This window comes from Mycolicibacterium parafortuitum (assembly GCF_002086815.1).
In the GTDB taxonomy this organism is placed as follows: Bacteria; Actinomycetota; Actinomycetes; order Mycobacteriales; family Mycobacteriaceae; genus Mycobacterium; species Mycobacterium parafortuitum.
In genome coordinates, this window is the sequence record NZ_MVID01000010.1 from 88,121 (window position 1) to 113,439 (window position 25,319).

Sequence of the window (25,319 nt, forward strand, 5' to 3'; positions counted from 1 at the left end):
AGGGCTGCAGAGACCCCCGGTCCGACCGATGGAAGGGCCCCACGCCTCGTGTGTGGGGCCCTTCCGCATTTCGGGAACTGGTCGTGTGCGTGTAGAACTCCAGTCGTGAGCGATGTTCCTGAAGGCCTCGGCGACGGATTCGACAAACAACTCGGGTTGACGTACCTGGAGATGACGCCCGACGGTGGGCGCGCCGAGCTCGAGATCACCGACAAACTGTTGCAGCCGTGGGGAATCGTGCACGGCGGCGTGTACTGCGCGGTGATCGAGAGCATGGCCAGTGTGTCCGGGCACGTGTGGTTGTCCCACAACGGCGGCGGCACGGTGGTCGGAGTTAACAACAACACCGACTTCCTGCGCGCGATCCGGTCCGGGACCGTCACCGCGACCTCGGAGCCGATCCACCGCGGCCGGCGCCAGCAGCTGTGGTTGATCACGATCACCGACGAGGCCGGCAAGACGGTGGCGAGGGGCCAGGTGCGGCTCCAGAACATCGCCGACGCGTGAGCGTCGAATCAGGCACCGACGCGTGAGCGTCGAATTAAGCACCGACGCGTGAGCGTCGAATTAAGCACCGACGCGTGAGCGTCTAAAAGAGGCCCCGCGCGTGAGCGTCCAGACAGGGCCCCGCGCGTGAGCGCGGAATCACACAGTCGCCGACGCTGCTGAGTCCGGGCCGGTCTGGCAGGATCGCCCACTATGCGTTTGACACCGCATGAACAGGAACGTCTGCTCCTGTCCTATGCCGCCGAGCTCGCCCGCCGCCGTCAGGCCCGCGGGCTCAAGCTCAACCATCCCGAAGCGGTCGCGCTCATCACCGACCACATCCTCGAAGGCGCCCGCGACGGCCGCACCGTCGCGGAGTTGATGGTCAGTGGGCGCGAGGTTCTCGGCCGTGACGACGTCATGGAGGGCGTGCCCGAGATGCTGCACGACGTCCAGGTCGAGGCCACCTTCCCCGACGGCACCAAGCTCGTCACCGTCCACCACCCCATCCCGTGAGGGCAGACCGTTGATACCTGGCGAGATCGTCTTCGGCGACGGCGACATCGAGATCAACCCCGGCGCGCAGCGGCTCGAGCTGGAGATCGTCAACACCGGCGACCGGCCGGTGCAGGTCGGCAGCCATGTGCACGTGGCACAGGCCAACAGCGCGCTGCGGTTCGATCGGGCGGCCGCGTACGGCTACCGGTTCGACATCGCTGCGGGCACCGCGATCCGGTTCGAACCCGGTGTGGCGCAGCACGTTCGGCTGGTGCCGTTGCGTGGCACCCGTGAGGTGTACGGCCTGAGTCTCGATCCGCCCGGCAGATTGGACGAACGGAAATGACGCAGCTGCCCCGGACCCACTACGCGGCGCTGTTCGGCCCGACGACCGGCGACCGCATCCGGCTGGCCGACACCGACCTGTTCATCGAGATCACCGAGGACCGCAGCGGCGGACCCGGGCTGGCCGGCGACGAAGCGGTCTTCGGCGGCGGCAAGGTGCTGCGCGAGTCGATGGGCCAGTCCCGCGCGACCCGCGCCGACGGCGCCCCCGACACCGTCATCACCGGTGCGGTGATCCTCGATCACTGGGGAATCATCAAGGCCGACATCGGGATCCGCGACGGACGCATCGTCGGGATCGGCAAGGCCGGCAACCCCGACATCATGTCCGGTGTGCACCCCGATCTGGTGGTGGGCCCGTCGACGGAGATCATCGCCGGCAACGGGCGCATCGTCACCGCGGGTGCGATCGACTGCCACGTGCACCTGATCTGCCCGCAGATCATGGAGGAGGCCCTGGGCGGCGGCATCACCACGATCATCGCCGGCGGTACCGGCCCGGCCGAGGGCAGTAAGGCCACCACCGTGACCCCCGGCGCGTGGCATCTGGCCCGCATGCTGGAGGCGCTCGACACCTGGCCGATGAACGTCGCGCTGCTCGGTAAGGGCAACACGGTCAGCGGCGAGGCGATGTGGGAGCAGTTGCGGGGCGGTGCGGCGGGTTTCAAGCTGCATGAGGACTGGGGGACCACCCCGGCCGCGATCGACGCGTGCCTGACCGTGTCGGAGGCCGCCGGTGTGCAGGTCAACATCCACACCGACACGCTCAACGAGGCCGGTTTCGTCGAGGACACCCTCGCCGCGATCAAGGGCCGCTCGATCCACGCGTATCACACCGAAGGTGCGGGCGGCGGACACGCGCCCGACATCATCACCGTCGCAAGCCATCCCAACGTGTTGCCGAGTTCCACCAATCCGACACGCCCGCACACGGTCAACACCCTCGATGAGCACCTCGACATGTTGATGGTGTGCCACCATCTGAACCCCCGCGTGCCCGAGGATCTCGCGTTCGCCGAGAGCCGGATCCGGCCGTCCACGATCGCCGCCGAGGACCTTCTGCACGACATCGGCGCGATCTCGATGATCGGCAGCGACGCACAGGCGATGGGCCGCATCGGCGAGGTGGTGATGCGGACGTGGCAGACCGCGCACGTGATGAAGCGCCGCCGCGGATTCCTGCCGGGGGACACCCGCGCCGACAACACCCGCGCCCAGCGCTACGTCGCGAAATACACGATCTGCCCGGCCGTCGCCCATGGCCTCGACCGCGAGATCGGTTCGGTCGAGGTCGGCAAGCTCGCTGACCTCGTGCTGTGGGAGCCGGCGTTCTTCGGGGTGCGCCCGCACGTCGTCGTCAAGGGCGGCATGATCGCGTGGGCCGCGATGGGCGACGCGAACGCGTCGATCCCGACACCTCAGCCGGTGTTGCCGCGCCCGATGTTCGGGGCCGCGCCGGCCGCGGCGGCCCACACCTCCGTGCATTTCGTCGCGCCGCAGGCGATCGAGGACGGGCTGGCCGACCGGATCGCGGTCAACCGCAAGCTCGTCGCGGTCGGCAACGTGCGCGGCGTCGGTAAGGCGCAGATGCCGCTCAACGACGCGACGCCGGACATCCAGGTGGACCCGGACACCTTCACCGTGCGCATCGACGGCGAGGTGTGGCAGGAGCAACCCGCCGCCGAACTGCCGATGGCACAGCGATACTTCCTGTTCTAGCCGAAACCCGTTCACCGATGCCACACCTCGCCACCCTGCTGACCCTGTCGGACTCCCGGCTCCCGACCGGCGGCCACGTGCACTCCGGTGGGGTCGAGGAAGCGGTCAGCAGCGGGCTGGTGGTCGACCTTCGGACGCTGCGGGCGTTCCTGTGCCGACGGATCCGGACCACCGGGTTGGTCACCGCGTCGCTGGCCGCGGCCGTGCACCGCGGCACGCTGTCCGCGACCGCCGGGCACGACGGTGACCGGGAAACCGATGCGCGCACACCGGCTCCGGCCGCGCGCGAGGCGTCCCGCGCGCAGGGCCGCGGTCTGGTGCGGCTGGCCCGGCGCGTGTGGCCGGACCACGAGTGGGCCGCGCTGGGCGCGACCCCGCACCTGGCGGTCGCCGCAGGCGCGGTCGGGCGGGCCGGCGGGTTGGAACCCGAGCACACCGCGGTCTCGCTGGTGTACACCACGATGACAGGTTCGGCGACCGCGGCGCAGCGGCTGCTGGCGCTGGACCCCGGCGACGTCGCGGCCGTGACGTTCGAGTTGGCCGGGCTGTGCGAGCAGACTGCGTCCGACGCCGCAAAGGGTGTCGCCGATCTGTCCGATCCACTGCTCGATGTCCTCGCGCAGCGCCACGCCGACCGCGAACGACCTCTGTTCGCTTCCTAGAGAGGGCAATTCATGCCACCACATTTCCTGGACGGGCAACCGCACGGCCACGCCGATCGGCCCCGTCGCGTCCGCAAGCCGGGCGAGCCGTTGCGCATCGGCGTCGGCGGACCCGTCGGTTCCGGTAAGACCGCCCTGGTCGCCGCGCTGTGTCGGCAGCTGCGCGAAGAACTCTCGCTCGCGGTACTGACCAACGACATCTACACCACCGAGGACGCGGACTTCCTGCGCCGCAACGCCGTGCTGCCCGACGACCGCATCGCCGCCGTACAGACCGGCGGGTGTCCGCACACCGCGATCCGCGACGACATCACCGCGAACCTGGATGCGATCGACGATCTGATCGCCGCGCACTCGGGCCTGGAGTTGATCCTCGTCGAGTCCGGCGGGGACAATCTGACGGCGACGTTCTCGTCGGGACTGGTGGACGTGCAGATCTTCGTGATCGACGTCGCCGGCGGCGACAAGGTGCCGCGCAAGGGCGGACCGGGTGTCACGTTCTCGGACCTGCTGGTGATCAACAAGACCGACCTGGCTCCGCTGGTGGGTGCCGATCTGGACGTGATGCGCCGCGACGCCGCCGCGGTGCGCGGTGACCGGCCGTTCGAGCTGATCTCGCTCACCGTCGATCCCGCCGCGACGCCGGTGCTGGGCTGGGTTCGCGACCAGCTCGGCGCCGCGCAGACTGTGTGATGCGCTCCGAGGTCGTCATCGTCGCCACCGCGGGCCGTTCGCCGCGCATCGAGTGCAGCGGAGGTATCGCCGCTCGCGCCACCCGAGCCGATACCGTGCATCTGGTGTCCTCGGTCGCGACGCCACTCGGCGGCGACACGATCTCGATCCGGGTCGTCGTCGAACCGGGCGCGCGGCTGCGGGTGCGCAGCGTCGCCGCGACGCTGGCGCTGCCGGGTCCGGCGACCGCGGAATCGCACGCCGACTGGGTGCTGGAGGTGGCCGGGGAACTCGACCTCGACCCGGAGCCGACGATCGTCGCGGCCGCGTCCCGGCACTTCGCGGCGACACGCGTGACGCTCGGAGCCGACGCCGCGGTGCGGCTGCGCGAGCGCGTCCAGATCGGCAGAACCGGTGAGACTCAGGGCTTCTGGTCGGGCTCACTGCACGCCGACGTCGACGGCGCGCCGCTGCTGCGCCACCGCGTCGAGCTGGGGGAGGGTGCGCCGGGCGACGACGTGATCGCCGCGCCGCGCGCCTGCGTCAGCGAACTGACCTATCCGCGAACCGATCCCGCGCCGCTCGGCACGCCGCTGATGCTGGCAGGCGGTGGCAGCCTGTCGACCTGGCAGGGCGACAGGCTCTGACCGCGACCGCTAGCTCGCGGCTTTCTCCGAGTCCTGGACCGAGGCCGCGATCTCCTCGAGTTCCTCGATGCGTATTCGCGCGTAGGCCTGCTGTTCGGTGATGGTCAGCTGGCCGCGCTTGGTGGACAGGAATGTGACCGTCCACGACAGCAGCGTGACGAGCTTGGTCTTGAAGCCGACCAGGTACACCAGATGCAGCACCAGCCACGACAGCCACGCGATGAATCCGCCGAACTCCAGTGGCCCGATCTTGGCGACAGCGCTGAACCGCGACACCGTGGCCATCGAGCCCTTGTCGAAGTACTTGAACGGTTCCCGCTCCTCGGGGTCGGCGCCCTTGAGCCCGGCGGCGATCGCCTTCGCGGCGTAGCGGCCACCCTGGATCGCACCCTGCGCCATCCCCGGCACACCTTCGACGGCCGCCATGTCGCCGACCACGAAGACATTGGGGTGACCCGGAATCGACAGGTCCGGAAGGACTTTCACGCGTCCGGCGCGATCGAGCTCGACGCCGGACTGATCGGCGAGGTCCCGGCCGAGCGGGCTGGCCGAAACACCGGCCGACCACACCTTGCACGCGGCTTCGATGCGCCGCATCGTGCCGTCGGGGTCCTTGACCGTGATGCCGTTGCGGTCGACGTCGGTGACCATGGCGTTGAGCTGGATCTCCACGCCCATCTTCTCCAGCCGGTCCTGCGCCTTCTTGCCGAGCTTCTCACCCATCGGCGGCAGCACCGCAGGCGCCGCGTCGAGCAGGATCACGCGTGCCTTCGTCGAATCGATATGGCGGAACGCACCTTTGAGGGTGTGGTCGGCCAATTCGGCGATCTGCCCGGCCATTTCGACACCGGTCGGCCCCGCGCCGACGACGACGAAGGTGAGCAGCTTCTCGCGGCGGGCCGGGTCGCTGGACCGCTCCGCCTGTTCGAAAGCGCCCAGGATCCGGCCGCGCAGCTCGAGGGCGTCGTCGATGGACTTCATGCCGGGAGCCCATTCGGCGAAGTGGTCGTTTCCGAAGTACGACTGGCCCGCGCCGGCAGCCACGATCAGGCTGTCGAACGGGGTGATGTAGGTGTGGCCCAGCAGCTCCGAGCGAACCGTCTTGGTCTCCAGGTCGATCCGCGTCACGTCGCCGAGGAGCACCTGCGCGTTCTTCTGCTTGCGCAGGATCACCCGGGTCGCCGGCGCGATCTCGCCTTCGGAGATGATGCCGGTCGCGACCTGGTAGAGCAGCGGCTGGAACAGGTGGTGGGTGGTGCGCGCGATCATCTTGATGTCGACGTCGGCGTGCTTCAGTGCCTTGGCGGCGGTCAATCCACCGAAACCCGATCCGATGATGACCACCTTGTGGCGATCGCTTGGAGTGGCTCCCGGATGGCTCATTGGAACTCCTTGTCGAGGTCCTGGGGAACAGACCTACTTCGGGTGTTTCTTACCCACTCAGGACAACGAAAATCCTAGTCGCTGCGCTTCCTGTCGGTGCGGTGACGTCCCGCACCACCGCCGATATTCGTATCCGTTCCCGACGTTACGCGGTGACCAGCGGTTTCAGTGCCTCTCCGAGTGCCGTGATCTGACCGGGCTGGTAGCCGAGCGTCTGTGTCGGCACAAACACGATGACGCCGCCGACGCCGGCGTCGAGCACCTTGGTTTTGATCTGTTCGGCGACCTGCTCGGGGGTGCCCGCGACCATCCGCTGCCGGAAATCCTCGGGGATCGCATCCGGGGTCACCCCGTCGCCGACGAGGGCGCCGACCAGCATGCTGGTCTCCAGCGTCGACGGATCACGGTCGATCTTCTCGCAGGCCTGCCTGACCACGTCCATCTTGCGGGACAGCTCGTCGAAGCCGGCGATGACGTTGAGGTGGTCGAAGTGCCGCGCGGCCAGCGGGATGGTCTTCTTCTCGCCACTGCCGCCGATCATCAACGGAATGTGTTCGCGGAAGCGGGGATTGGCCATCGCCTCCTGCACGCGGTAGTAGCGGCCGGTGAACGTCGGCTTCTCGCCCTTGATCATCGGCACGATGATCTGCAGTGCCTCGTCGAGCTTGTTGAAGCGGTCGGTGAAGGTGCCGAACTCGTAACCGAGTTGGTCGTGCTCGAGTTCGAACCAACCGGTGCCGATGCCCAGGATCGCGCGTCCGGCGCTGATGACGTCGAGCGTGGTGATGTTCTTGGCCAGCAGGGTGGGATTCCGGTAGGTGTTCCCGGTGACCAGGGTGCCCAGCTGCACGTTGTCGGTGGCGTTGGCCAATGCGCCGAGCGCGGTGTACGCCTCCAGCATCGGCTCGTCGGGCGTCCCGATGCCGGGCAGTTGGTAGAAGTGGTCCATCAGGAACACCGCGTCGAAGCCCGAGGTGTCGGCCTCGTGCGCCTGTTTGACGACGGTGGGGAAGAGGTCGGCGACCCCGGTGCCGTACGAGAAGTTGTTGATCTGGAGTCCGAGTCGAATGCTCACACCCTCGACCCTAGGCAGGTCGGGCCGGACGCCGTCGGCCGTTTCACTCGGCGCGAAGCGCGGAATAAATCCCCGCTAGCCGAAGTTCGCCAACGCTCCGTGGCTGACGTGCAACGTCTGGCCGGTGATGTGCCGGGCGGCCGGCGTGGTCAGGAACAGCGACAGCCGTGAGATCTCGGCGCTGACCGACGACGGGGTGCTGGACAGTCCCTCGTAGCCGCGCTCGAAGCCGCGGCCCACCGCGACCGCGTTGATGGTGATCCCGCGGATGCCGAAGTGGTTGGCCTGACCGGCGGTCCAGTCCGACACGGCCGCCTTGACCGCCGATGCGGCCCCGCCCTCGCTCGGCGGATCGGGGATCACCGTGATGATCGAGCCGCCCGAGCGCATGTGGTCGCCGAGCACCTGGACCGTCAGCACCGGCGACACCAGGCCGGCGTCGAACAGCGCGCGCCACTCGGCGGCGTGGTCGTCGAGCGTGTAGGTGCGGGGATCGCCGCCGGTCCATGCCGGCGCGGGCACGTTGACGATGGTGTCGAGGTGGGCGGGCACCTGGCCGTGCAGCGCTGCGACCGAACCCGGATCGGCGCTGTCGAACACGAACACATCGGTGTCGAGCTCTTTGGCCAGGACCTCGAGCTCGTCGCGCCTGCGGCCACTGACGTAGACCTTGTGCCCGGCGTCGTGGAAGCTCTGTGCGATCGTGCGTCCCAGATCGGTGTCGCATCCTGTGACAAGCACGTCCATTCCGAGCCCCTCCTGTTGCGTTCGACGCTGAACCAGCGAGTGCCGATTATGTTACTGGACAGTAGCTAGATCAGAAACCCGGCTCGCGCTCGCCGCCGATGCCGTAACGGTGGCGCGGCGGCGGCCGAAAAACAGCCAAGACGTCACAATCGGATCACCGCGAGCAGTTCACCACCCACGCGGCGCGCGGGTGGTGAGTCGTGTCAGCAAACTGACTGAATGGCTTTGATCAGCTGTAACTGTCGCAGTGGCAATATAACGATTCGGCACAATTTGACCACCCCGCACTTGCGTCACGGCTGCAACACGGTAGTTTCTTCCCCATGGATCAGCCGGATGTGTCTTCTCGCCGCCGCAACGGCGCGCCGACGTCGTTTCGACGTTCAGTTCTGACGGGAGCCACGACCGCCGCACTGGCGGCGGCGTTGACGCTGCCCGCTGTCGCGCACGCTCAGCCAGCGCCGACGCCTGCCCCGGCGCCCGCCCCTCCGGCGGTCGACGCGCCTCAGGCTCCGCCTCCCGTCGATCCGAATGCGCCCGCGGCCACCGCTGCCCCGGCGGACCCGAATGCCCCGGCGCCGGCCCCGGCGCCGGCCGACCCGAATGCTCCGGCTCCGGCGCCCGCCGACCCGAATGCTCCGGCGCCCGCGGACCCGAACGCCGACCCCAACGCTCCTGTCGCGCCTGCGCCGGAGCCCGGTCGCGTCGACAACTCCGCCGGCGGGTTCAGCTACGTGGTCCCCGCCGGGTGGAAGGTCTCGGACGCCACCCAGCTGTCCTACGGTCAGGCGCTGCTGTCGAAGCTTCCGCCGGAGGGTTCGCCCCCGGACGCGCAGCCGCCGAACGACACGAGCGTGCTGCTCGGCCGGCTCGATCTGAAACTCTTCGCCGGCGCGGAGAGCGACAACACGAAGGCCGCGCAGCGGCTCGCCTCCGACATGGGCGAGTTCTTCATGCCGTTCCCCGGCACGCGGGTCAACCAGCAGGTCGTCCCGCTGGAGAACAACGGTGTCGCGTCGTACTACGAGGTGAAATTCACCGACACGAACAAGCCCAACGGTCAGATCTGGGCCGGTGTGGTCGGCACGCCGGTGGCTCCCGGCACGCCGCGGGGTCAGCGCACCCCGGAACGGTGGTTCGTGGTGTGGCTCGGTACGGCCACCAACCCGGTGCCGCAGGCCGAGGCTGTGACGCTGGCCAACTCCATCCGGCCGTGGGCTCCGCCCCCGCCGCCCCCTCCGGCGGATCCGAACGCGCCGCTGCCGCCGGCTGACCCGAACGCGCCGCCGGCCGACCCGAACGCTCCGGCGCCGCGGCCCGCGGTCGGTGTCCCGGTTCCGGTCGACCCGAACACCGCTCCAGGGATGCTGCCTCCCGCGTGATCGTGTCCGATTCGGCGACCGTTGGTAGGACCGAATCGTTATCGACAAGCGGTATACCTGCACCATGGGCCCGGATGCGACCGCACCTGGGCTGGGCTGGCGACAGGTAGGAGACCGAGATGGACATGGTTGCGGCTAGTGAGATCCTGGCCCGGTCGACGACGCTGACCAGCGTCGGCTGGATCGGCTACATCATCATCGGCGCGATCGCGGGCTGGATCGCGGGCAAGATCGTGAAGGGGTCTGGCTCGGGCATCCTGATGAACATCGTCATCGGCATCGTCGGTGCGCTGATCGGTGGCTTCCTGCTGAGCTTCTTCGTCGACACCGCGGGCGGCGGCTGGTGGTTCACGCTGTTCACCGCGATCCTCGGCTCGGTGATCCTGCTCTGGATCGTCGGTAAGGTGCAGGCGAGATCCTGAGCCCCGCGATGCGGGCATGGCAGGTCCGCAGGCCCGGGCCGGTCGCGACGGCGCCGCTGGTGCAGGTCACGGCGCCGGTGCCCGAACCCGGGCCGGGGGAGTTGCTGGTCGCGGTGCAGGCGTGCGGCGTGTGCCGCACCGATCTGCACGTCGCCGAGGGTGATCTGCCGGTGCACCGGCACGATGTAGTCCCCGGGCACGAAGTCGTCGGGGAAATCACGCGCGTCGGCGACGGCGTCGACGCATTCGCCGTCGGTGACCGGGTCGGTATCGCGTGGCTGCGGCACACCTGCGGCGTCTGCCGGTACTGCGTGCGCGGCCACGAGAACCTCTGCCCGGATTCCCGCTACACCGGATGGGACGCCGACGGCGGCTACGCCGAATTCGCGACGGTTCCCGCAGCGTTCGCGCTGCCGCTGCCGGCTGGTTACTCCGACGCCGAGCTCGCGCCGCTGCTGTGCGCGGGGATCATCGGATACCGGGCTCTGCTGCGTGCCGACGTGCCACCCGGTGGCCGGCTCGGGATCTACGGGTTCGGCGGCAGCGCCCACCTGACCGCGCAGGTGGCGCTGGCCTCGGGTGCCGAGGTGCACGTGATGACGCGCGGTGAACGCGCTCGCGAGCTCGCACTGTCGCTGGGTGCCGCGTCGGCTCAGGGCGCCGCCGACCCACCGCCGGTGCCGCTGGATTCGGCCATCCTGTTCGCGCCGGTCGGCGACCTGGTCCTCCCGGCCCTGGAGGCGCTGGACCGGGGCGGCACCCTCGCGGTCGCCGGGATCCATCTCAGCGACATCCCGGTGCTGAACTACCAACGTCATCTGTTCCAGGAGCGGCAACTTCGTTCGGTCACGTCGAACACCCGCGCCGACGCACATGCTTTCCTGCGGTTCGCGGGCGAGCGCCGCTTGCAGGTCACCACGGCGCGCTATCCGCTCGACCGCGCCGACGACGCGTTGAGTGACCTCAGCGCCGGCCGCATCGCCGGTGCCGGGGTGCTGATCGTCTGAGCTACAGCGCCGCCAGCGCCGCACCCAACCGGCCCGCCAGATCGCCGCGGCCGCCCCGGTAGAGCGGCCCGGAGCCGTCGGCGAGGACGAGGCGCAGTCGCGCGACACCACGGTCGCCGACCGGATGCGGCGCCAGCAGCCGCCCGACGATCCGCTCGATCAGGCCCTCGGCCGCGACGACGTTCGCGACGTCGACCGGGATCCGCGATGCCGAGGTGCCTTGGCGTGCGTCGCGCACACAGCGGCGCAGGGTGCCCGCGATCGCCATCCGCTCGGCCGGCGAGGTGAGCCGGGCGCGGTGGGCTGCCAGCGGGCTCCCCGGTTCGGGTGCGACGCCCACCGAGAGTTGCCGGTCGTAGATCCCGGCGCGCAGCCGGGCGTCGAAACGGGCGAACAGCATCATCAGCTCCATTCAATGACTGCCGAACAGCGTATGCCGGTCATGCATGACCAGTCAATACCTTTTGATGGTCATCGGTGCTAGCCTGGAGGTGTGACGGTGCACTGGCCCGGCGACGACGAGGGCAAACCCGCCCCGGGGCCGTTGCGGCGCGTCCAGGAGCTGGTCAACACCGTCGAACGTCCCGACGGGGCCGACCGCCTCGCCGATCCCGCCGATGCGCGCCCGTGGCTGGTCGGCCACGGGCTGCTCGGTCCGTCCGCCGGCCTGACACCGTCGGATCTGGCCCTGGTCGCGGAGGCCCGGGAGGCGCTGCGCGCGATGTTGGTACACAACGGCGGCGGAACGGAACCGGCGCCGGAGACGCTGGCGCCGCTGGCCCGCATCGCCGCGGCGGCGACGGTCCGTCCCACGATCTGCCCGGACGGATCGGTGGAGATGACCGTCGACGGTGACGACGTCGCGAGCCGGCTCGCGGCCCTGCTGATCACCGTGCGCGACGCGCAGCGTGACGGCACCTGGTCGCGGCTCAAGGCGTGCCGCAGCGACGAATGCCGGTGGGCGTTCTACGACACGTCACGCAACCGCGGCGGCACCTGGTGCGATATGGGAGCGTGCGGCAACAAGTTCAAGAACCGGGAGTTCCGGGCGCGCAAGCGGGCGGCGAAAGCCGTCAGGACAGATGCCACACCAGCGCGGCCGCCAGCGCACCGAGCCCGTTGAGCGACCAGTGCAGCGCGATCGGCGCGATCAGGCTGCCGCTGCGGCGGCGCAGCCACGAGAACACGAACCCGGCCGCAGCGGTCGCGATCACCGCGCCGACCACGCCGGCCACCATGCCGAACACTCCGCCGCCGAGGATCTTGGTGAAGCCGACATTGCTGGCCGTCAGCCCCAGTGAGGTCGCGATGTGCCACAGCCCGAACAGCAGTGATCCCGCCGCCGCGACGCCGCGCCAGCCCCACGCCCGGTCCAGCGCGCCGTGCAGCACCCCGCGGAACGCGAGCTCCTCGGGGATCACGGTCTGCAGCGGGATGATGATCATCGACGCGACCAGCGCGCCGGACAGCGTCGCGTAGTTGTTGTTCAGGAACATCGGCCGCGTCCACGGCAGCAGCGCGCCGACCGCGATGACGGTGCCCACCAACGCGACCGCGCCCAGCGCGTAACCGGCGCCCGATTTCCAGTGCTCCCGACCCAGGCCGAGCTCGGACCAGCCGAGACCGCGCGAGCGCACCAGGAACACCAGGCCGACGGCGGCGGCCGGGATCACGGCGACGTTGGCCCACGGCGTGGTGAAGTGCGCGAGCAGATTCGACAGCGCCAGGACGACGACGACGATCGCGATGTCGACATAGATCCGGAAATGGTGCAGCGCGGACAGTTGGGCCAGCACGGGATGCGGCTCTACGGCAGCGGCGGCGACGTCAGACATATCCGGACCAGCGTACCCGGACTATTCGTTGTCACCGCCGGTCGCGGACGCGCCATCGGCGGCCGAGGTGCCGAAGCCGGACTTGCGCGCGGCCGGCCACACCCAGTCCTTCACCTCCGGGATGTCGTCTCCGTGGGCGCGCGTGTACTCACGCGCCGCGATCCGCTTGTCGGCCATCTGCTGGCGCAGCGTCGCGCATCGGGACCCGAGCGTCGGCACCCGGTCGATCACGTCCATGACCAGGTGGTAGCGGTCGAGGTCGTTGAGCATCACCATGTCGAACGGCGTCGTGGTGGTGCCTTCCTCCTTGTAGCCACGCACGTGCAGGTTGTCGTTTCCGGCCCGCCGGTAGGTCAGCCGGTGGATCAGCCACGGGTAGCCGTGGTAGGCGAAGATGATCGGCCGGTCGGTGGTGAAGATCATGTTGAAGTCGCGGTCGGGCAGCCCGTGCGGATGCTCGTTCGCGTCCTGCAACCGCATCAGGTCCACGACGTTGACGAAGCGGACCTTCAGGTCGGGCAGATGCTGACGCAGGATGTCGGACGCGGCCAGCGCCTCCAATGTCGGGACGTCGCCGGCCGAGGCGAGCACCACGTCGGGGTCGGTGCCCACCACCTCCGAACCCGCCCACTCCCAGATGCCGAGCCCGCGGGTGCAGTGCGCGACCGCCTGCTCCATGGTCAGGAACTGCGGGGACGGTTGTTTGCCCGCCACCACGACGTTGACGTACTGGCGCGAGCGCAGGCAGTGGTCATAGGTCGACAGCAGCGTGTTGGCGTCCGGCGGCAGGTAGACGCGCACCACCTTGGCGCTCTTGTTCACCACGTGGTCGATGAAGCCCGGGTCCTGATGGGAGAACCCGTTGTGGTCCTGGCGCCACACGTGGCTGGACAGCAGGTAGTTCAGGCTCGCGATCGGCCGCCGCCACGGAATCTCGTCGGTGACCTTGAGCCACTTGGCGTGCTGGTTGAACATCGAGTCGATGATGTGGATGAACGCCTCGTAGCAGTTGAAGAGCCCATGCCTGCCCGTCAGCAGGTAGCCCTCCAGCCAGCCCTGGCACTGGTGCTCGGACAGCATCTCGACCACCCGCCCGACCCGGGCCAGGTGCTCGTCGACCTCGGGGCCGAAGAACTCGGCGTTCCACTGCTTGTCGGTGGCGTCGTAGACGGCCTGGAGCCGGTTGGACGCGGTCTCGTCGGGGCCGAAGATGCGGAAGTTGTGCGGGTTGAGCCGGATCACGTCGGTCAGCCATCGCCCGAGCACCCGGGTGGCCTCGGCGACGGTGGCGCCGGGGGCCGGCACGTCGACGCCGAACGTCCGGAAGTCGGGCAGCCGCAGATCCTTGAGCAGCAGGCCGCCGTTGGCGTGCGGGTTGTCGCTCATCCGCAACTGCCCGGGCGGGGCGAGCTCGGCGATGTCGGGCATTAGCGCGCCGTCCTCGTCGAACAGTTCCTCGGGGTGGTAGGAGGTCAGCCAGTCGGCGAGCACGCCGAGGTGCTCGGCGGTGTCGCGGGCACTCGACAGCGGCACCTGATGCGCCCGCCACGACCCGGTCGTCTTCTTGCCGTCGATGGATTCGGGGCCGGTCCAGCCTTTCGGGGTGCGGAACACGATCATCGGCCAGGCTGGCCGCGACTCGTCGCCGGCGGCGGCGCGGGCCTTGATCTCGGCGATCTCGTCGAAGACGTCGTCGAGCAGCATCGCGAAACGGCGATGCGCGTCAGCGTGATCGGCTGCCGACGCGTCGTCGGGAACCTCGAAGAAGTGCGGGTTGTGCCCGTACCCGACCATCAGGCTGCGCAGTTCCTCGGTGGGGATGCGGGCCAGCACCGTCGGGTTCGCGATCTTGTAGCCGTTGAGGTGCAGGATCGGCAGCACCACGCCGTCACTGGCCGGGTTGACGAGCTTGTTGGAGTGCCAGCTGGTGGCCAGCGGCCCGGTCTCGGCCTCACCGTCGCCGACGACGGCCGCGACGAGCAGATCCGGGTTGTCGAACGCGGCGCCGTAGGCATGCGAGAGCGCATAGCCGAGTTCCCCGCCCTCGTGGATCGAGCCGGGGGTCTCGGGGGCGACGTGCGACGGGATGCCGCCGGGGAAGGAGAACTGCCGGAACAGCCGGCGCAGCCCCTCGGTGTCCTGGGTGATGTCGGAGTAGATCTCGCTGTACGTGCCGTCCAGGTACGCGTTGGCCACCAGTCCCGGTCCGCCGTGCCCGGGACCGGTCACGTAGATCGTCGACTGCTCGCGCTCCTTGATGGCGCGGTTGAGGTGGGCGTAGAGGAAGTTCAGGCCGGGCGTGGTGCCCCAGTGGCCCAGCAGTCGCGGTTTGACGTCATCACGGGTCAGCGGGGTCCGCAGCAGGGGGTTGTCCAGCAAATAGATCTGACCCACCGACAGGTAGTTGGCGGCGCGCCACCACCGGTCCACGCGGTCGAGTTCCGCGTCGCCGAGCGGATTGCGTTGCGTGGTCGCGGTCGTGGTCGTGGTCGTCATCTCTCCATCCAACTCCGCTTACGGGTGCGGTCAACCCGTACCCGCAAGCCGGGGGGTTAATCTTCGGTACGTCGCCAGGCGGGCGGGATGTCGGGCGCGGCGCCCACCGGTGAGATCTGCCGCACAGTCCCGGGCCCGGGACGCCGACCAGGTCGATCGGCGGATCGCCGACGGCATATTGTTCGCCTACCAGAAGAACGTCTAGGAGGCCTCTCCCGTCATGCCCATCGACCCCAGGACACCGGTACTCGTCGGCTACGGCCAGGTGAACCAGCACACCGAGGATGCGACGGTGGAGCCTGTCGACCTGATGGTGGCCGCGGCCCGCGAGGCGGCCGACCCGCGGGTGCTGGAGGCCGTCGATGCCGTGCGCATCGTCAACCTGCTGTCGTGGCGCTACCGCGATCCCGGCCTGCTGCTCGCGCAGCGCATCGGCGCCGACAAAGCCGAGACCCGCTACACCGGCATCGGCGGCAACGTGCCCCAGACCCTGGTGAACCTGGCCTGCCTGGACATCCAACAGGGCAAGCACGACGTCGTTCTGATCGCCGGCGGCGAGACGTGGCGGTCGCGGACCCGGGTGCGCGCGGCGGGTAACAAGATGCAGGGGACACGCCAGGACGAGTCGGTGCCGATGGCCCCGGGTTCCGATGAGAACCTCCCGATGGCCGGACCCGGTGACGCGAAGATCGGGCTGGACCGTCCCGCGTACGTGTATCCGATGTTCGAGCAGGCCGTGCGCATCGCCAACGGCGAGACCTTCGACGAGCACCGCCGCCGCATCGGTGAGCTGTGGGCGCAGTTCTCCGCGGTCGCCGCGACCAACCCGCACGCGTGGAGCCGCGACGCGCTGACCGCCGAGGAGATCTACCAGCCGTCGCCGAAGAACCGGATGATCAGCTGGCCCTACACCAAGCTGATGAACTCCAACAACATGGTCGACCAGGGTGCGGTGCTGATCCTGACCTCGGTGGAGAAGGCGCAGTACCTCCAGATTCCTTCGGAGCGTTGGGTTTTCCCGTACGCCGGGGCCGATTCGCACGATACCTACGCGATCGGTGAGCGGGCCGAGTTCCACACCAGCCCGGCCATCCGCATCGCGGGCAGCCGGGCCCTGGAACTCGCCGGCGCGAGCGTCGACGACATGGACCTGATCGACGTGTACTCCTGCTTCCCGTCGGCCGTGCAGATCGCGGCCAAGGAGCTGGGACTGCCCGTCGGCGACCCCGACCGGCCGCTGACCGTGACCGGCGGGCTGACCTTCGCGGGCGGGCCGTGGAACAACTACGTGACCCATTCGATCGCGACGATGGCCGAACAGCTGGTCGCGCAGCCCGGCACGCGCGGCTTCATCACCGCCAACGGCGGCTATCTGACCAAGCACAGCTTCGGCGTGTACGGCACCGAACCCCCGGCCCAGGAGTTCCGTTGGGAAGACGTGCAATCCGAGGTCGATGCGGAACCCACCCGGACCGAGCTGGTGGACTGGAGCGGCGACGGCACGGTGGAGACGTGGACGACTCCGTTCGACCGCGACGGCCAACCCGAGAAGGCGTTCCTGGCGGTGCGCACCCCCGACGGCGCCCGCGTCCTCGCGGTGATCACCGACTCGGCCCAGGCGCAGACCACGGTGACCGACGACATCGCCGGGGCGGCCGTGCACGTGAACGCCGACGGCACCGCGTCGCTGGCGTAGCTAGAGCAGCCCGAGCGCGACCACGGCGTCGCGCTCGGCGCGCAGCTCGTCGACGGAGGCGTCGATGCGCGCCCGCGAGAACGGGTTGATGTCCAGCCCGTCGACAATCTCCCAGCGCCCGTCGACCGAGCGACACGGGAACGAGCAGACCAGCCCTTCGTCAACGCCGTAGACGCCGGGGGAGGGCAACGCCACCGAGGTCCAGTCCCCGGCGGGGGTGCCGTGCACCCAGTCGTCGATGTGGTCGATGGCGCCGTTGGCCGCCGACGCCGCCGAGCTGGCTCCGCGTGCTTCGATGATGGCGGTTCCGCGGCGGGCCACCGTGGGGATGAAATCGTCGGTGAGCCAACGCGTGTCGGCTGCGTAGTCCGCGCCGGCGCGACCGCCGACGGTCGAGTGGAAGATGTCGGGATACTGGGTCGGCGAGTGGTTGCCCCAGATCGTCATCCTGGTGATCTCGGTGACGGGCACCTTCGCGTGCCGGGCCATCGCCGCCACGGCACGGTTGTGGTCGAGTCGGGTCAGTGCGGTGAACCGTTCGGCGGGAATGTCAGGCGCGTGTGCGGCGGCCACGAGTGCGTTGGTGTTCGCCGGGTTTCCGACCACGAGCACCCGGACGTCGGGCGCCGCGCCCGCGTTGAGCGCGCGGCCGGCCGCCGCGAAGATCTGTGCGTTGGCGCCGAGCAGGTCGGCACGTTCCATGCCCTTGGTGCGCGGCTTCGCCCCGATCAGCAGCGCCACCTCGACACCGTCGAAGGCCCGGACCGGATCGTCGTAAATCTCGGTGCCCGCCAGCAGCGGGAAGGCGCCGTCGTCGAGTTCCATCACCACACCCTCGGCGGCGCGCACCGCGTCGGGAAGCTCCAGCAGACGCAACATGACCGGGGTGTCACGGCCGAGCATGGCTCCGGCGGCGATGCGGAACAGCGCCGCGTAACCGATGTGGCCGGCGGCGCCAGTGACGACGACGGTGACTGGCGGCTGGTCGGTCGGCATGGTGTCGACCCTACTCAGGGGCGTCGGCGGGCACGTCCGTGTAGACGGGCGCGTAGCTGTCGGCGGAGAACGTGAAACCCTTGCCGCTGGCCTCGGACAGGCACGAGATCCCGCTCGCCTCTTGGATATTGCAGCGGAAGCCGGCGACCGCGAGGATCCGGTTGAACGGCAGTTCGCGCGCGGGTCCGGGCTCCAGCGCGAACCCCGGCGGCGGGGGCGCGGCGAACCGCGGGCCGGCGGCGCGGTCGAGGGTGATCGCGGTCGGTGCGGTCGGCTCACCGTCGGGCCCAGGAACCTCGTCGGGTGCCCCGTCGATCCCCAGAGACGACGACCGCGCGTTCTGGCAGCCGGCGCGTACCCGCGGCACGATCGCGCACTCCCAGCGTCCGCTCGGAGAGGTGAAGTAGTAGCCGGTCCGCCCGTCGACGTCGGCGGCGAAATCGAACGCGTTGGCCAGGTGGGCGTTGCCGGCGCGGGAGGTCGTCGGCGCTGCCGCCACGGTGTTCGTCGCGGGCGGCGCCGCGTCCTCGGTATTGATCACGGTCGGTCCGGCACACCCCGCGCCGAGCACGGCGGCCCCGGCCAGCGCCGTGCGGATCACGTATCGCATAGCCCATTGGACCATCCGCGGGTTACGTCGCGATCTTGTCCCGCAGTTCGTCGTCGAGGGACACCCGGACCAAAGCGGCCGCGAGCCGGGCACATTCACCGCGGCTCAGCTCGGCCAGCTTGGCGGGGTCACCCGGCAGGCCCAGGTCCGTCGCCGCGGCGGTGGCCCGGGGGTCGAAGTACGGCCGAACCCAGGTCCAGACGTCCTGCACCTCGCGCAGGAAGATGGAGGCGCCGGTATCGCCGATGCCCGTGAACTCTTTCAGCAGCCGCCTGGCCGCGTCGCGGTCCTGCTCGCAGCGGGCGGCCAGCTCGCGCAGATCGCCGTGGTAGTCGTCGCGGACCGCGGCCGCGATGTCGGCCAGCCGGGTCGCCGAGCTCTCGTCGTAGCGGGCGTAGCCGGCGCGGCCGAACGCGGCGATCATGGTCCGGCGGTCCGCGTCGAGCACCGCGCCGGGGGTGCGCAGCTTCTCGCCGAACAGCTCCTTGGCCGCCCGGGTCGCGACGGTCGCGTCGATCGGCTTGCTGGCCAGCATGCACAGCACCAGCAGCTCGAACAGCGGCATCGGTCTGTCCGCGAGCGTGATACCGGCTTCCTCGGCGTAGGTGGTGCCCGCCTCCTCGAGCAGCCTGCGTGTCGTGTCGTCGTGGCTCATGCCGGACGGCTACCCGGTGCGGCGGTGCCGAATCTCCAGCGCCGAATCTCCGGCGCCGAATCTCCGGTTACTTAGCAGGCAGGCTCTTGGCCCGGTCGACGCCGCGGGCCACCCAGGCCGACAACTGCCGTGTCGTCGCAACCCCGTCGGCGTGCACGCGCAGCCAGCCGCGCATCTCGCGTCCGGACATCACCATCGGCTCGACGTGTTCGCGCGACATCAGCACGTCGGTTTTTTCGGGTGGGACCCGGATCATCAGGCCTCCCTGCGAACTGACCACGACCGCCATGTTGCCGTCGATCAGGAAGGCCAGCCCGCCGAACATCTTCTTCTCGTCCACTCCGCGTTCAGACGCGATCAGTTCACGGACACGGTCGGCGAGACCGGCGTCGTAGGCCATGGGGTGACGCTAACCGATGGGTGCCGGTGTCCACCCCAGCTTCGGGCCGAGCTTTTCGGCCAAATCGGTGATGATCTGGAGGTAGTCGTCGGCGTCGAACGAGAACGGCAGCGCGAACGCGACCTCGTCGACGCGGCGGAAACCCGGATGGGCGTAGAGCTTTTCGGCCAGTTCGTCCGAGGAACCGACGAAGTCGGGGGAGAACACCATGCCGCGCGGGCCGTGGGTCTGTCCGGTGCGGGGCAGCCGGGCCTCGGCGTAGCGGCGGTACCTGCCGATCTGCTCAGCCGTCGCGGAGTCGGTCGGGATCACGACCAGGCCTTGCGAGACCCGCGCGGTCGACGGATCCGGGTGATGCGCCCGGAACGCGTCGATCTGCTCGGCCTGGATGGTCGCGAAATCCCAGGGCCCGTCGCCCTCCCGATGTTCTGTGCTGACGACATTGCTGGTCAAGTAGTTGAGGCGGTTCTTCCCCGCCCAGATCGCCGAGCTCAGTCCGCCGCCGTACCAGACGCGTCCGGCCAGCCCGGGGGAGTGCGGCTGCACCCGCCGGGAGAACTGTTCGATGCCGATCGTGCCCTCGAAATCGCTGACCGGCTCACCGCGCAGGTAGTCCAGCAACCTTTCGGCCCGCTTCTTCGTGAAGTCCTCGACGTCATGGGTGTCCGGATACAGCGCGGTCCGGTAGTTGTCGTAGTGCATCGGAACGCCAACGGACACACCCGGATTGAGCCGGCCACCGGACAGGATGTCCACCGTGGCCAGGTCCTCGGCCAGCCGCAACGGATTCTCCAACCCCAGCGGGATCACCGCGGTGCCGAGCTCGATGCGTGAGGTGCGCTGGCTGGCGGCGGCCAGCATCGCCACCGGGGAGGAGATCCCGGCCTGCAGGTGGCGCTGCCGCACCCAGACGGTGTCGAAGCCGAGGCCCTCGGCCCGCTCGATGGTCTGCAGGGTCTTTTCGTGTCCCGGCCCGGGAGCGGCTTCGTCGAACCGCCCGATCGTCAGAAATCCGAGCCTGCGCAACGGCTGTCCCGGCTCCGGCATGGCCTCCACCTTTCTCCGCGAGCGTGCGTGTCGGCGGCCGACACACCGTGTCAGATCCGCACAACACGCACGCTCGCCGAGAACTTCCCTAGGCCGCCGCGGTCACCGCCGCGTCGGCCGGCGCCAGCGCCTGCGCGACGATCTCGGCGACGTCGGTCATCGGCCGCACGTCGAGGGCCTCCAGCACGTCGGCGGGCACGTCGTCGAGATCTGCCTCGTTGCGCTGCGGGATGAACACCGTCGACAACCCGGCGCGCTGGGCGGCGAGCAGCTTCTGCTTCACCCCGCCGATCGGCAGCACCCGGCCGTTGAGCGTGACCTCGCCGGTCATCCCGACGTCGGCGCGCACCTGACGCCCGGTGGCCATCGAGACCAGCGCGGTCACCATCGTCACGCCTGCCGACGGCCCGTCCTTGGGCACCGCGCCGGCGGGCACGTGGATGTGGATGCGACGGTCCAGGGCCTTCGTGTCGACGCCGAGCTCGCCCGCGTGCGAGCGGACGTAGGACAGCGCGATCTGCGCGGACTCCTTCATCACGTCGCCCAGTTGGCCGGTCAGCTGGAGTCCCGGCTCGCCGTCGGTTGCGCCGGCCTCGATGTAGAGGACGTCACCACCCATACCGGTGACCGCGAGACCCGTGGCGACCCCGGGCACCGCGGTGCGCTCGGCCGACTCCGGGGTGAAGCGCGGACGCCCTAGGTATGCGACGAGATCGGCCTCGTCGATGACGATCGGCCCGGCTCCGGCGGCGAGCTTCGTCGTCGCCTTCCGCATCGCCTTGGCCAGCAGCCGTTCGAACTGCCGCACCCCGGGTTCGCGGGTGTAGTCCGCGGCGATCTTGCGCAGCGCCGCGTCGGTGACGGTGACCTCGTCGGCGGTCAGCGCCGCACGATCACGCTGCCGTGGCAGCAGGAAGTCCCGGGCGATCGCCAGCTTGTCGTCGGCGGTGTAACCGTCGAGCTCGACCAACTCCATGCGGTCCAGCAGTGCCGTCGGGATGTTCTCGATGACGTTGGCCGTCGCGAGGAACACCACGTCCGACAGATCCAGGTCCAGATCCAGGTAGTGGTCGCGGAACGTGTGGTTCTGCGCAGGATCCAGCACCTCCAGCAGCGCGGCCGCCGGGTCGCCCCGGTAGTCGGAGCCGACCTTGTCGATCTCGTCCAGCAGCACAACGGGATTCATCGATCCCGCCTCGCCGATGGCCCGCACGATGCGGCCAGGCAGCGCGCCGACGTACGTGCGCCGGTGCCCCCGGATCTCCGCCTCGTCGCGCACACCGCCGAGGGCGACGCGGACGAACTTGCGGCCCAGTGCGCGCGCGACGGACTCGCCGAGCGAGGTCTTGCCGACCCCGGGCGGACCGGCGAGCACCATGACCGCACCGGAACCGCGACCGCCCACGACGGACATGCCGCGCTGGGTGCGACGGGCACGCACGGCGAGGTACTCGACGATGCGATCCTTGACGTCCTCGAGGCCGTGATGGTCGGCGTCGAGGATCTCCCGGGCGGACTTCAGATCCGTCGAATCCTCGGTGGTCACGTTCCACGGCAGGTCCAGCACCGTGTCGAGCCAGGTGCGGATCCAGCCGCCTTCCGGGCTCTGGTCACTGGAGCGCTCCAGCTTGCCGACCTCACGCAGGGCCGCCTCGCGCACCTTCTCGGGCAGATCGGCGGCCTCGACGCGGGCCCGGTAGTCGTCGGTGGACGCGTCGCCGTTCTCGTCGAGTTCACCGAGTTCCTTGCGGATCGCCGCCAGTTGCTGGCGCAGCAGGAATTCCTTCTGCTGCTTCTCCATGCCGGTGCGGACGTCCTCGGCGATCTTGTCGTTGACCTCCGTCTCGGCCAGATGGTCACCGGTCCAGCCGATGAGCAGCCGCAGCCGCTCGTCGACGTTCTCGGTCTCCAGCAGCTGACGCTTCTGCACATCGCTGAGGTAGGACGCGTAGCCGGCCGTGTCGGCCAGCGCGGACGGGTCGGTGATCTTGTTGACCACGTCGACGATCTGCCAGGCCTCACGGCGCTGCAGCATCGCCAACAGCAGCTTCTTGTATTCGGCGGCAAGCGTTTTGGTCTCGTCGGTGGTCGCTGGTTCGGCGACTTCCTCGACGAGCACCCACAGCGCGGTGCCGGGGCCGCTGGCACCGGATCCGATGTGGGCGCGTTTCTCGCCGCGCACCACCGCGACGGCACCGCCGCCAGGCAGACGCCCGACCTGGACGACCGACGCCAGCACACCGTAGGTGGGGTAGCGATCGTCGAGGCGCGGCGCGATCAGCAGCTTGCCGGCCTCACTGGCCTGCGCGGCGTCGACCGCGGCGCGGGCGGCGTCGTCGAGTTCGATGGGGACGACCATCCCGGGCAGCACGATCGGTTCGGCGACGAAGTGCACGGGAACTTGCAAAGCTTCAGGCATCAATCCTCCTGGGGTATGTTCAACCCAAAGTTGAACCTGATGGACTCAACCTTGTGGCCCGCGTCTTTTGTTCCCCGGGCATTTCGCCTGAAGCGGAATAGTGGGCGCCCGCGGATGGTCGGAGCTTGTATGACCGAGGAGCGCGTATGACCGAGGACATGGATGGCATCAGCGGAAAGGTCGTCGCGATCACCGGCGCGAGCAGTGGGATCGGCGCGGCGACCGCCCGGCGGTTGGCGGCCCGAGGCGCTCGGCTCGTGCTCGGAGCGCGCCGGGTGGATCGGTTGGACGCGCTCGCCGACGAGCTGCGCGCGGCCGGGGCGCAGGTCGTCGTCACCGCGACCGACGTCACGCGGGCCGCGGACCTGGACGCGCTCGTCGACGCCGCCGTCGCCGAGTACGGGCGCCTCGACGTCCTGGTCGGCAACGCGGGCATCGCGGCGACCGGCCCGATCGCCGACGGCGACGTCGCGGGCTGGATGGCGATGGTGGACGTCAACCTACGTGGCGTCCTGTATGGGTTCGCCTCGGCGACACCGGTTTTCCGGCGTCAGGGGCGCGGCCACTTCGTGACCACGGTGTCGACGTCGGGTCTGAAGATCGTTCCGGGGCAGGGGGTGTACGCCGCGACGAAGAACGCGGTCCGCACGGTGATGGAGGCGCTGCGGCAGGAGTCGACCGACGGCGTCATCCGCACCACGTCGATCTCTCCGGGCTTTGTGAACACCGAGCTCGACGCGTCGGTCACCGACCCCGAGCTGCGCCGCCGGGTCCGGGCCGACATGGATGCGTTCGGCCTGGACCCGGACGCGGTGGCCCGCGCCGTCGCGTTCGTCATCGAGCAGCCCGACGGCGTGGAGATCGGTGATCTGACGATCCGCCCGACCGTCCAGGGCTGAGTGTGCGCTTTTTCGCCGAACTGGGATTCCTGGTCGTGATTTCGGGTCCGACCACAGCCGGGAACCTCAGTTCGGCGCAACCGCGGGAGGCCCGCACACAGCAGAGAGCCTGCCGCTCGGGGGAGGCGGCAGGCTCTCTGGGTGTGGGTGGGGTGCTAGGCCGTGGCCTGAGCCCCCAGAACCCGCTGGATGTCCGGTTTCATCTGCTGCAGCTGCTGTCCCCAGTAGCCCCAGCTGTGGGTCCCCGCCGGCGGGAAGTTGAACACGCCGTTGGTGCCACCGGCCGCGATGTAGTTGTCGCGGAACGCGATGTTGGTGCGCAGCGTGAACCCTTCGAGGAACTGCGCGGCCATCAGGTTCTGGCCCGGGGTCCCGGTGTCCAGGTCAGACGGGGTGCCGGTGCCGCAGTACACCCAGATGCGGGTGTTGTTGGCCACCAGCTGGTTGATGTTGACCATCGGGTCGTTGCGCTTCCACGCCGGATCCGAGGACGGACCCCACATGCTTTCGGCGTTGAAGCCGCCCGCGTCGTTCATCGCCAGCCCGATCAGCATCGGCCACCAGCCCTCGGACGGGTTCAGGAAGCCCGACAGCGAGCCCGCGTAGATGAACTGCTGCGGATGGTGGATCGCGTAGGTCAGTGCGGCGCTACCGGCCATCGACAGACCCACGACCGCATTGCCGGTCCGGGACACGCCGCGGTTGGCCTCCAGCCATGCGGGCAGCTCCTGGGTCAGGAACGTCTCCCACTTGTAGGTGTAGTTCTGCCCGTTGCCGCGTGAGGGCTGGTACCAGTCGCTGTAGAAGCTCGACTGGCCGCCGACGGGCATGATCGTCGACAGACCGGACTGGTAGAACCACTCGAACGCCGGGGTGTTGATGTCCCAGCCGTTGTAGTCCTCCTGCGCCCGCAAACCGTCGAGCAGGTAGACCGCGTTCGGCCCGCCGCCCTGGAACTGGATACGGATGTCGCGGTTCATCGACGGGGAGAAGATGTCCAAATATTCGACGGGAAGGCCGGGTCGGGAGAACGCCCCCGCCGTCGCCGAGTTGCCGGCAACGCCGATCAACCCGGGCAGTGCAACGGCGGCCAGCGCGGCAATCGCCACTCGGCGCATCGTGGCCCGTGCGGAACCCCGCCACTTCTCTGTGAACCTCATAACGGCAACCAACCCACCTTTCTCGTCAAGTCTCGCGCATGCGTGCAATGTGCCGTCGCTG

General features: G+C 69.3%; 26 protein-coding genes. 13 read left to right on the forward strand and 13 right to left on the reverse strand.

Annotation, left to right across the window (positions count from 1 at the left end; translation table 11 throughout):
- Positions 1-105: 105 nt before the first annotated feature.
- The 7 genes from BST38_RS13380 (at position 106) to BST38_RS13410 (ending at position 5,029) form a co-directional block, all read left to right on the forward strand.
- Complete coding sequence (locus BST38_RS13380; RefSeq protein ID WP_083143817.1) at positions 106-507, forward strand: PaaI family thioesterase; 402 nt, start codon at positions 106-108, stop codon at positions 505-507.
- Positions 508-699: 192 nt separating this feature from the next.
- Complete coding sequence (locus BST38_RS13385) at positions 700-1,002, forward strand: urease subunit gamma (RefSeq protein WP_083143818.1); 303 nt, start codon at positions 700-702, stop codon at positions 1,000-1,002.
- Between the two features lie 10 nt (positions 1,003-1,012).
- Positions 1,013-1,330: an urease subunit beta gene (locus tag BST38_RS13390; protein ID WP_083143819.1), complete on the forward strand. Its 318-nt coding sequence runs from the start codon at positions 1,013-1,015 to the stop codon at positions 1,328-1,330.
- Entirely contained in the window at positions 1,327-3,048 is a 1,722-nt protein-coding gene (locus BST38_RS13395; RefSeq protein ID WP_083143820.1) for an urease subunit alpha, read from the forward strand. The genes BST38_RS13390 and BST38_RS13395 overlap by 4 nt, the downstream gene beginning before the upstream one ends.
- A gap of 17 nt (positions 3,049-3,065) precedes the next feature.
- The gene (locus BST38_RS13400) at positions 3,066-3,710 is read left to right on the forward strand and encodes an urease accessory protein UreF (protein WP_083143821.1); all 645 of its coding nucleotides are present in this window, start codon (positions 3,066-3,068) and stop codon (positions 3,708-3,710) included.
- A gap of 12 nt (positions 3,711-3,722) precedes the next feature.
- Positions 3,723-4,403, forward strand: coding sequence for an urease accessory protein UreG (ureG, locus tag BST38_RS13405; RefSeq protein ID WP_083143822.1), 681 nt, complete (start codon positions 3,723-3,725; stop codon positions 4,401-4,403).
- A complete protein-coding gene (locus BST38_RS13410) occupies positions 4,403-5,029 on the forward strand; it encodes an urease accessory protein UreD (RefSeq protein WP_083143823.1) in 627 nt (208 codons plus the stop codon). Before ureG ends, BST38_RS13410 begins: the two co-directional genes overlap by 1 nt.
- Positions 5,030-5,038: 9 nt before the next feature.
- On the opposite strand, the gene BST38_RS13415 is transcribed toward BST38_RS13410, so the two are convergent.
- From BST38_RS13415 to BST38_RS13425, 3 genes are all read right to left on the reverse strand, one after another.
- Positions 5,039-6,412 (reverse strand): type II NADH:quinone oxidoreductase Ndh, encoded by a 1,374-nt coding sequence (locus BST38_RS13415; RefSeq protein ID WP_083143824.1) that lies wholly within the window; start codon positions 6,410-6,412, stop codon positions 5,039-5,041.
- 145 nt (positions 6,413-6,557) lie between these two features.
- Positions 6,558-7,487 (reverse strand): LLM class F420-dependent oxidoreductase, encoded by a 930-nt coding sequence (locus tag BST38_RS13420; protein WP_083143825.1) that lies wholly within the window; start codon positions 7,485-7,487, stop codon positions 6,558-6,560.
- A gap of 75 nt (positions 7,488-7,562) precedes the next feature.
- Positions 7,563-8,234 carry an SDR family oxidoreductase gene (locus BST38_RS13425; RefSeq protein ID WP_083143826.1) on the reverse strand — a complete coding sequence of 224 codons (672 nt, stop codon included), beginning with the start codon at positions 8,232-8,234 and terminating at the stop codon, positions 7,563-7,565.
- Between the two features lie 323 nt (positions 8,235-8,557).
- Between BST38_RS13425 and BST38_RS13430 the strand changes: the two genes are divergently transcribed.
- The 3 genes from BST38_RS13430 (at position 8,558) to BST38_RS13440 (ending at position 11,045) form a co-directional block, all read left to right on the forward strand.
- A complete protein-coding gene (locus BST38_RS13430; protein ID WP_083143827.1) occupies positions 8,558-9,616 on the forward strand; it encodes an APA family fibronectin-binding glycoprotein in 1,059 nt (352 codons plus the stop codon).
- Between the two features lie 119 nt (positions 9,617-9,735).
- Positions 9,736-10,038, forward strand: a complete 303-nt coding sequence (locus BST38_RS13435) for a GlsB/YeaQ/YmgE family stress response membrane protein (protein WP_083143828.1) — start codon at positions 9,736-9,738, stop codon at positions 10,036-10,038.
- An 8-nt stretch (positions 10,039-10,046) separates the two neighbouring features.
- The gene (locus BST38_RS13440) at positions 10,047-11,045 is read left to right on the forward strand and encodes a zinc-binding alcohol dehydrogenase family protein (protein ID WP_083143829.1); all 999 of its coding nucleotides are present in this window, start codon (positions 10,047-10,049) and stop codon (positions 11,043-11,045) included.
- Between the two features lies 1 nt (position 11,046).
- Here the strand turns inward: BST38_RS13440 and BST38_RS13445 are convergent, their stop codons facing one another.
- Positions 11,047-11,445 carry a hypothetical protein gene (locus BST38_RS13445; RefSeq protein ID WP_237160790.1) on the reverse strand — a complete coding sequence of 133 codons (399 nt, stop codon included), beginning with the start codon at positions 11,443-11,445 and terminating at the stop codon, positions 11,047-11,049.
- Between the two features lie 93 nt (positions 11,446-11,538).
- Here BST38_RS13445 and BST38_RS13450 point away from each other — a divergent pair, with 93 nt between their 5' ends.
- The gene (locus tag BST38_RS13450) at positions 11,539-12,168 is read left to right on the forward strand and encodes a CGNR zinc finger domain-containing protein (RefSeq protein ID WP_083143831.1); all 630 of its coding nucleotides are present in this window, start codon (positions 11,539-11,541) and stop codon (positions 12,166-12,168) included.
- On the opposite strand, the gene BST38_RS13455 is transcribed toward BST38_RS13450, so the two are convergent.
- Together BST38_RS13455 and BST38_RS13460 are read right to left on the reverse strand one after the other, a co-directional pair.
- Positions 12,119-12,880: a CPBP family intramembrane glutamic endopeptidase gene (locus BST38_RS13455; RefSeq protein ID WP_083143832.1), complete on the reverse strand. Its 762-nt coding sequence runs from the start codon at positions 12,878-12,880 to the stop codon at positions 12,119-12,121. The genes BST38_RS13450 and BST38_RS13455 overlap by 50 nt on opposite strands.
- A gap of 21 nt (positions 12,881-12,901) precedes the next feature.
- Positions 12,902-15,376, reverse strand: coding sequence for a phosphoketolase family protein (locus tag BST38_RS13460; RefSeq protein ID WP_083143833.1), 2,475 nt, complete (start codon positions 15,374-15,376; stop codon positions 12,902-12,904).
- 220 nt (positions 15,377-15,596) lie between these two features.
- Here BST38_RS13460 and BST38_RS13465 point away from each other — a divergent pair, with 220 nt between their 5' ends.
- Positions 15,597-17,072 (forward strand): acetyl-CoA acetyltransferase, encoded by a 1,476-nt coding sequence (locus tag BST38_RS13465; protein ID WP_083143834.1) that lies wholly within the window; start codon positions 15,597-15,599, stop codon positions 17,070-17,072.
- Here the strand turns inward: BST38_RS13465 and BST38_RS13470 are convergent, their stop codons facing one another.
- From BST38_RS13470 to lon, 6 genes are all read right to left on the reverse strand, one after another.
- Complete coding sequence (locus tag BST38_RS13470; protein ID WP_083143835.1) at positions 17,073-18,068, reverse strand: malate dehydrogenase; 996 nt, start codon at positions 18,066-18,068, stop codon at positions 17,073-17,075.
- A 10-nt stretch (positions 18,069-18,078) separates the two neighbouring features.
- Positions 18,079-18,678, reverse strand: a complete 600-nt coding sequence (locus tag BST38_RS13475; RefSeq protein ID WP_237160791.1) for a hypothetical protein — start codon at positions 18,676-18,678, stop codon at positions 18,079-18,081.
- A gap of 22 nt (positions 18,679-18,700) precedes the next feature.
- On the reverse strand, positions 18,701-19,333 hold the full coding sequence (locus BST38_RS13480; protein WP_083143837.1) for an endonuclease: 633 nt from the start codon (positions 19,331-19,333) through the stop codon (positions 18,701-18,703).
- 67 nt (positions 19,334-19,400) lie between these two features.
- On the reverse strand, positions 19,401-19,733 hold the full coding sequence (locus BST38_RS13485) for a TfoX/Sxy family protein (RefSeq protein ID WP_083143838.1): 333 nt from the start codon (positions 19,731-19,733) through the stop codon (positions 19,401-19,403).
- Between the two features lie 9 nt (positions 19,734-19,742).
- On the reverse strand, positions 19,743-20,780 hold the full coding sequence (locus BST38_RS13490; protein WP_083143881.1) for an LLM class flavin-dependent oxidoreductase: 1,038 nt from the start codon (positions 20,778-20,780) through the stop codon (positions 19,743-19,745).
- Positions 20,781-20,868: 88 nt separating this feature from the next.
- A complete protein-coding gene (gene lon / locus BST38_RS13495) occupies positions 20,869-23,199 on the reverse strand; it encodes an endopeptidase La (RefSeq protein WP_083143839.1) in 2,331 nt (776 codons plus the stop codon).
- Positions 23,200-23,345: 146 nt separating this feature from the next.
- Here lon and BST38_RS13500 point away from each other — a divergent pair, with 146 nt between their 5' ends.
- Positions 23,346-24,098: an SDR family oxidoreductase gene (locus BST38_RS13500; RefSeq protein ID WP_110781746.1), complete on the forward strand. Its 753-nt coding sequence runs from the start codon at positions 23,346-23,348 to the stop codon at positions 24,096-24,098.
- A gap of 155 nt (positions 24,099-24,253) precedes the next feature.
- Here BST38_RS13500 and BST38_RS13505 read toward each other — a convergent pair whose 3' ends face one another.
- A complete protein-coding gene (locus BST38_RS13505) occupies positions 24,254-25,258 on the reverse strand; it encodes an esterase family protein (RefSeq protein ID WP_083143840.1) in 1,005 nt (334 codons plus the stop codon).
- Positions 25,259-25,319: the final 61 nt, after the last annotated feature.

Bases quoted from the DNA above. Each gene is read 5' to 3' on its own strand.
- BST38_RS13385 (WP_083143818.1), top strand. From the start codon at position 700: ATGCGTTTGACACCGCATGAACAGGAACGTCTGCTCCTGTCCTATGCC.
- BST38_RS13395 (WP_083143820.1), top strand. From the start codon at position 1,327: ATGACGCAGCTGCCCCGGACCCACTACGCGGCGCTGTTCGGCCCGACG.
- BST38_RS13400 (WP_083143821.1), top strand. From the start codon at position 3,066: ATGCCACACCTCGCCACCCTGCTGACCCTGTCGGACTCCCGGCTCCCG.
- ureG (WP_083143822.1), top strand. From the start codon at position 3,723: ATGCCACCACATTTCCTGGACGGGCAACCGCACGGCCACGCCGATCGG.
- BST38_RS13410 (WP_083143823.1), top strand. From the start codon at position 4,403: ATGCGCTCCGAGGTCGTCATCGTCGCCACCGCGGGCCGTTCGCCGCGC.
- BST38_RS13415 (WP_083143824.1), bottom strand. From the start codon at position 6,412: ATGAGCCATCCGGGAGCCACTCCAAGCGATCGCCACAAGGTGGTCATC.
- BST38_RS13425 (WP_083143826.1), bottom strand. From the start codon at position 8,234: ATGGACGTGCTTGTCACAGGATGCGACACCGATCTGGGACGCACGATC.
- BST38_RS13430 (WP_083143827.1), top strand. From the start codon at position 8,558: ATGGATCAGCCGGATGTGTCTTCTCGCCGCCGCAACGGCGCGCCGACG.
- BST38_RS13435 (WP_083143828.1), top strand. From the start codon at position 9,736: ATGGACATGGTTGCGGCTAGTGAGATCCTGGCCCGGTCGACGACGCTG.
- BST38_RS13440 (WP_083143829.1), top strand. From the start codon at position 10,047: ATGCGGGCATGGCAGGTCCGCAGGCCCGGGCCGGTCGCGACGGCGCCG.
- BST38_RS13445 (WP_237160790.1), bottom strand. From the start codon at position 11,445: ATGCTGTTCGCCCGTTTCGACGCCCGGCTGCGCGCCGGGATCTACGAC.
- BST38_RS13455 (WP_083143832.1), bottom strand. From the start codon at position 12,880: ATGTCTGACGTCGCCGCCGCTGCCGTAGAGCCGCATCCCGTGCTGGCC.
- BST38_RS13460 (WP_083143833.1), bottom strand. From the start codon at position 15,376: ATGACGACCACGACCACGACCGCGACCACGCAACGCAATCCGCTCGGC.
- BST38_RS13465 (WP_083143834.1), top strand. From the start codon at position 15,597: ATGCCCATCGACCCCAGGACACCGGTACTCGTCGGCTACGGCCAGGTG.
- BST38_RS13470 (WP_083143835.1), bottom strand. From the start codon at position 18,068: ATGCCGACCGACCAGCCGCCAGTCACCGTCGTCGTCACTGGCGCCGCC.
- BST38_RS13475 (WP_237160791.1), bottom strand. From the start codon at position 18,678: ATGCGATACGTGATCCGCACGGCGCTGGCCGGGGCCGCCGTGCTCGGC.
- BST38_RS13480 (WP_083143837.1), bottom strand. From the start codon at position 19,333: ATGAGCCACGACGACACGACACGCAGGCTGCTCGAGGAGGCGGGCACC.
- BST38_RS13485 (WP_083143838.1), bottom strand. From the start codon at position 19,733: ATGGCCTACGACGCCGGTCTCGCCGACCGTGTCCGTGAACTGATCGCG.
- BST38_RS13490 (WP_083143881.1), bottom strand. From the start codon at position 20,780: ATGCCGGAGCCGGGACAGCCGTTGCGCAGGCTCGGATTTCTGACGATC.
- lon (WP_083143839.1), bottom strand. From the start codon at position 23,199: ATGCCTGAAGCTTTGCAAGTTCCCGTGCACTTCGTCGCCGAACCGATC.
- BST38_RS13500 (WP_110781746.1), top strand. From the start codon at position 23,346: ATGACCGAGGACATGGATGGCATCAGCGGAAAGGTCGTCGCGATCACC.
- BST38_RS13505 (WP_083143840.1), bottom strand. From the start codon at position 25,258: ATGAGGTTCACAGAGAAGTGGCGGGGTTCCGCACGGGCCACGATGCGC.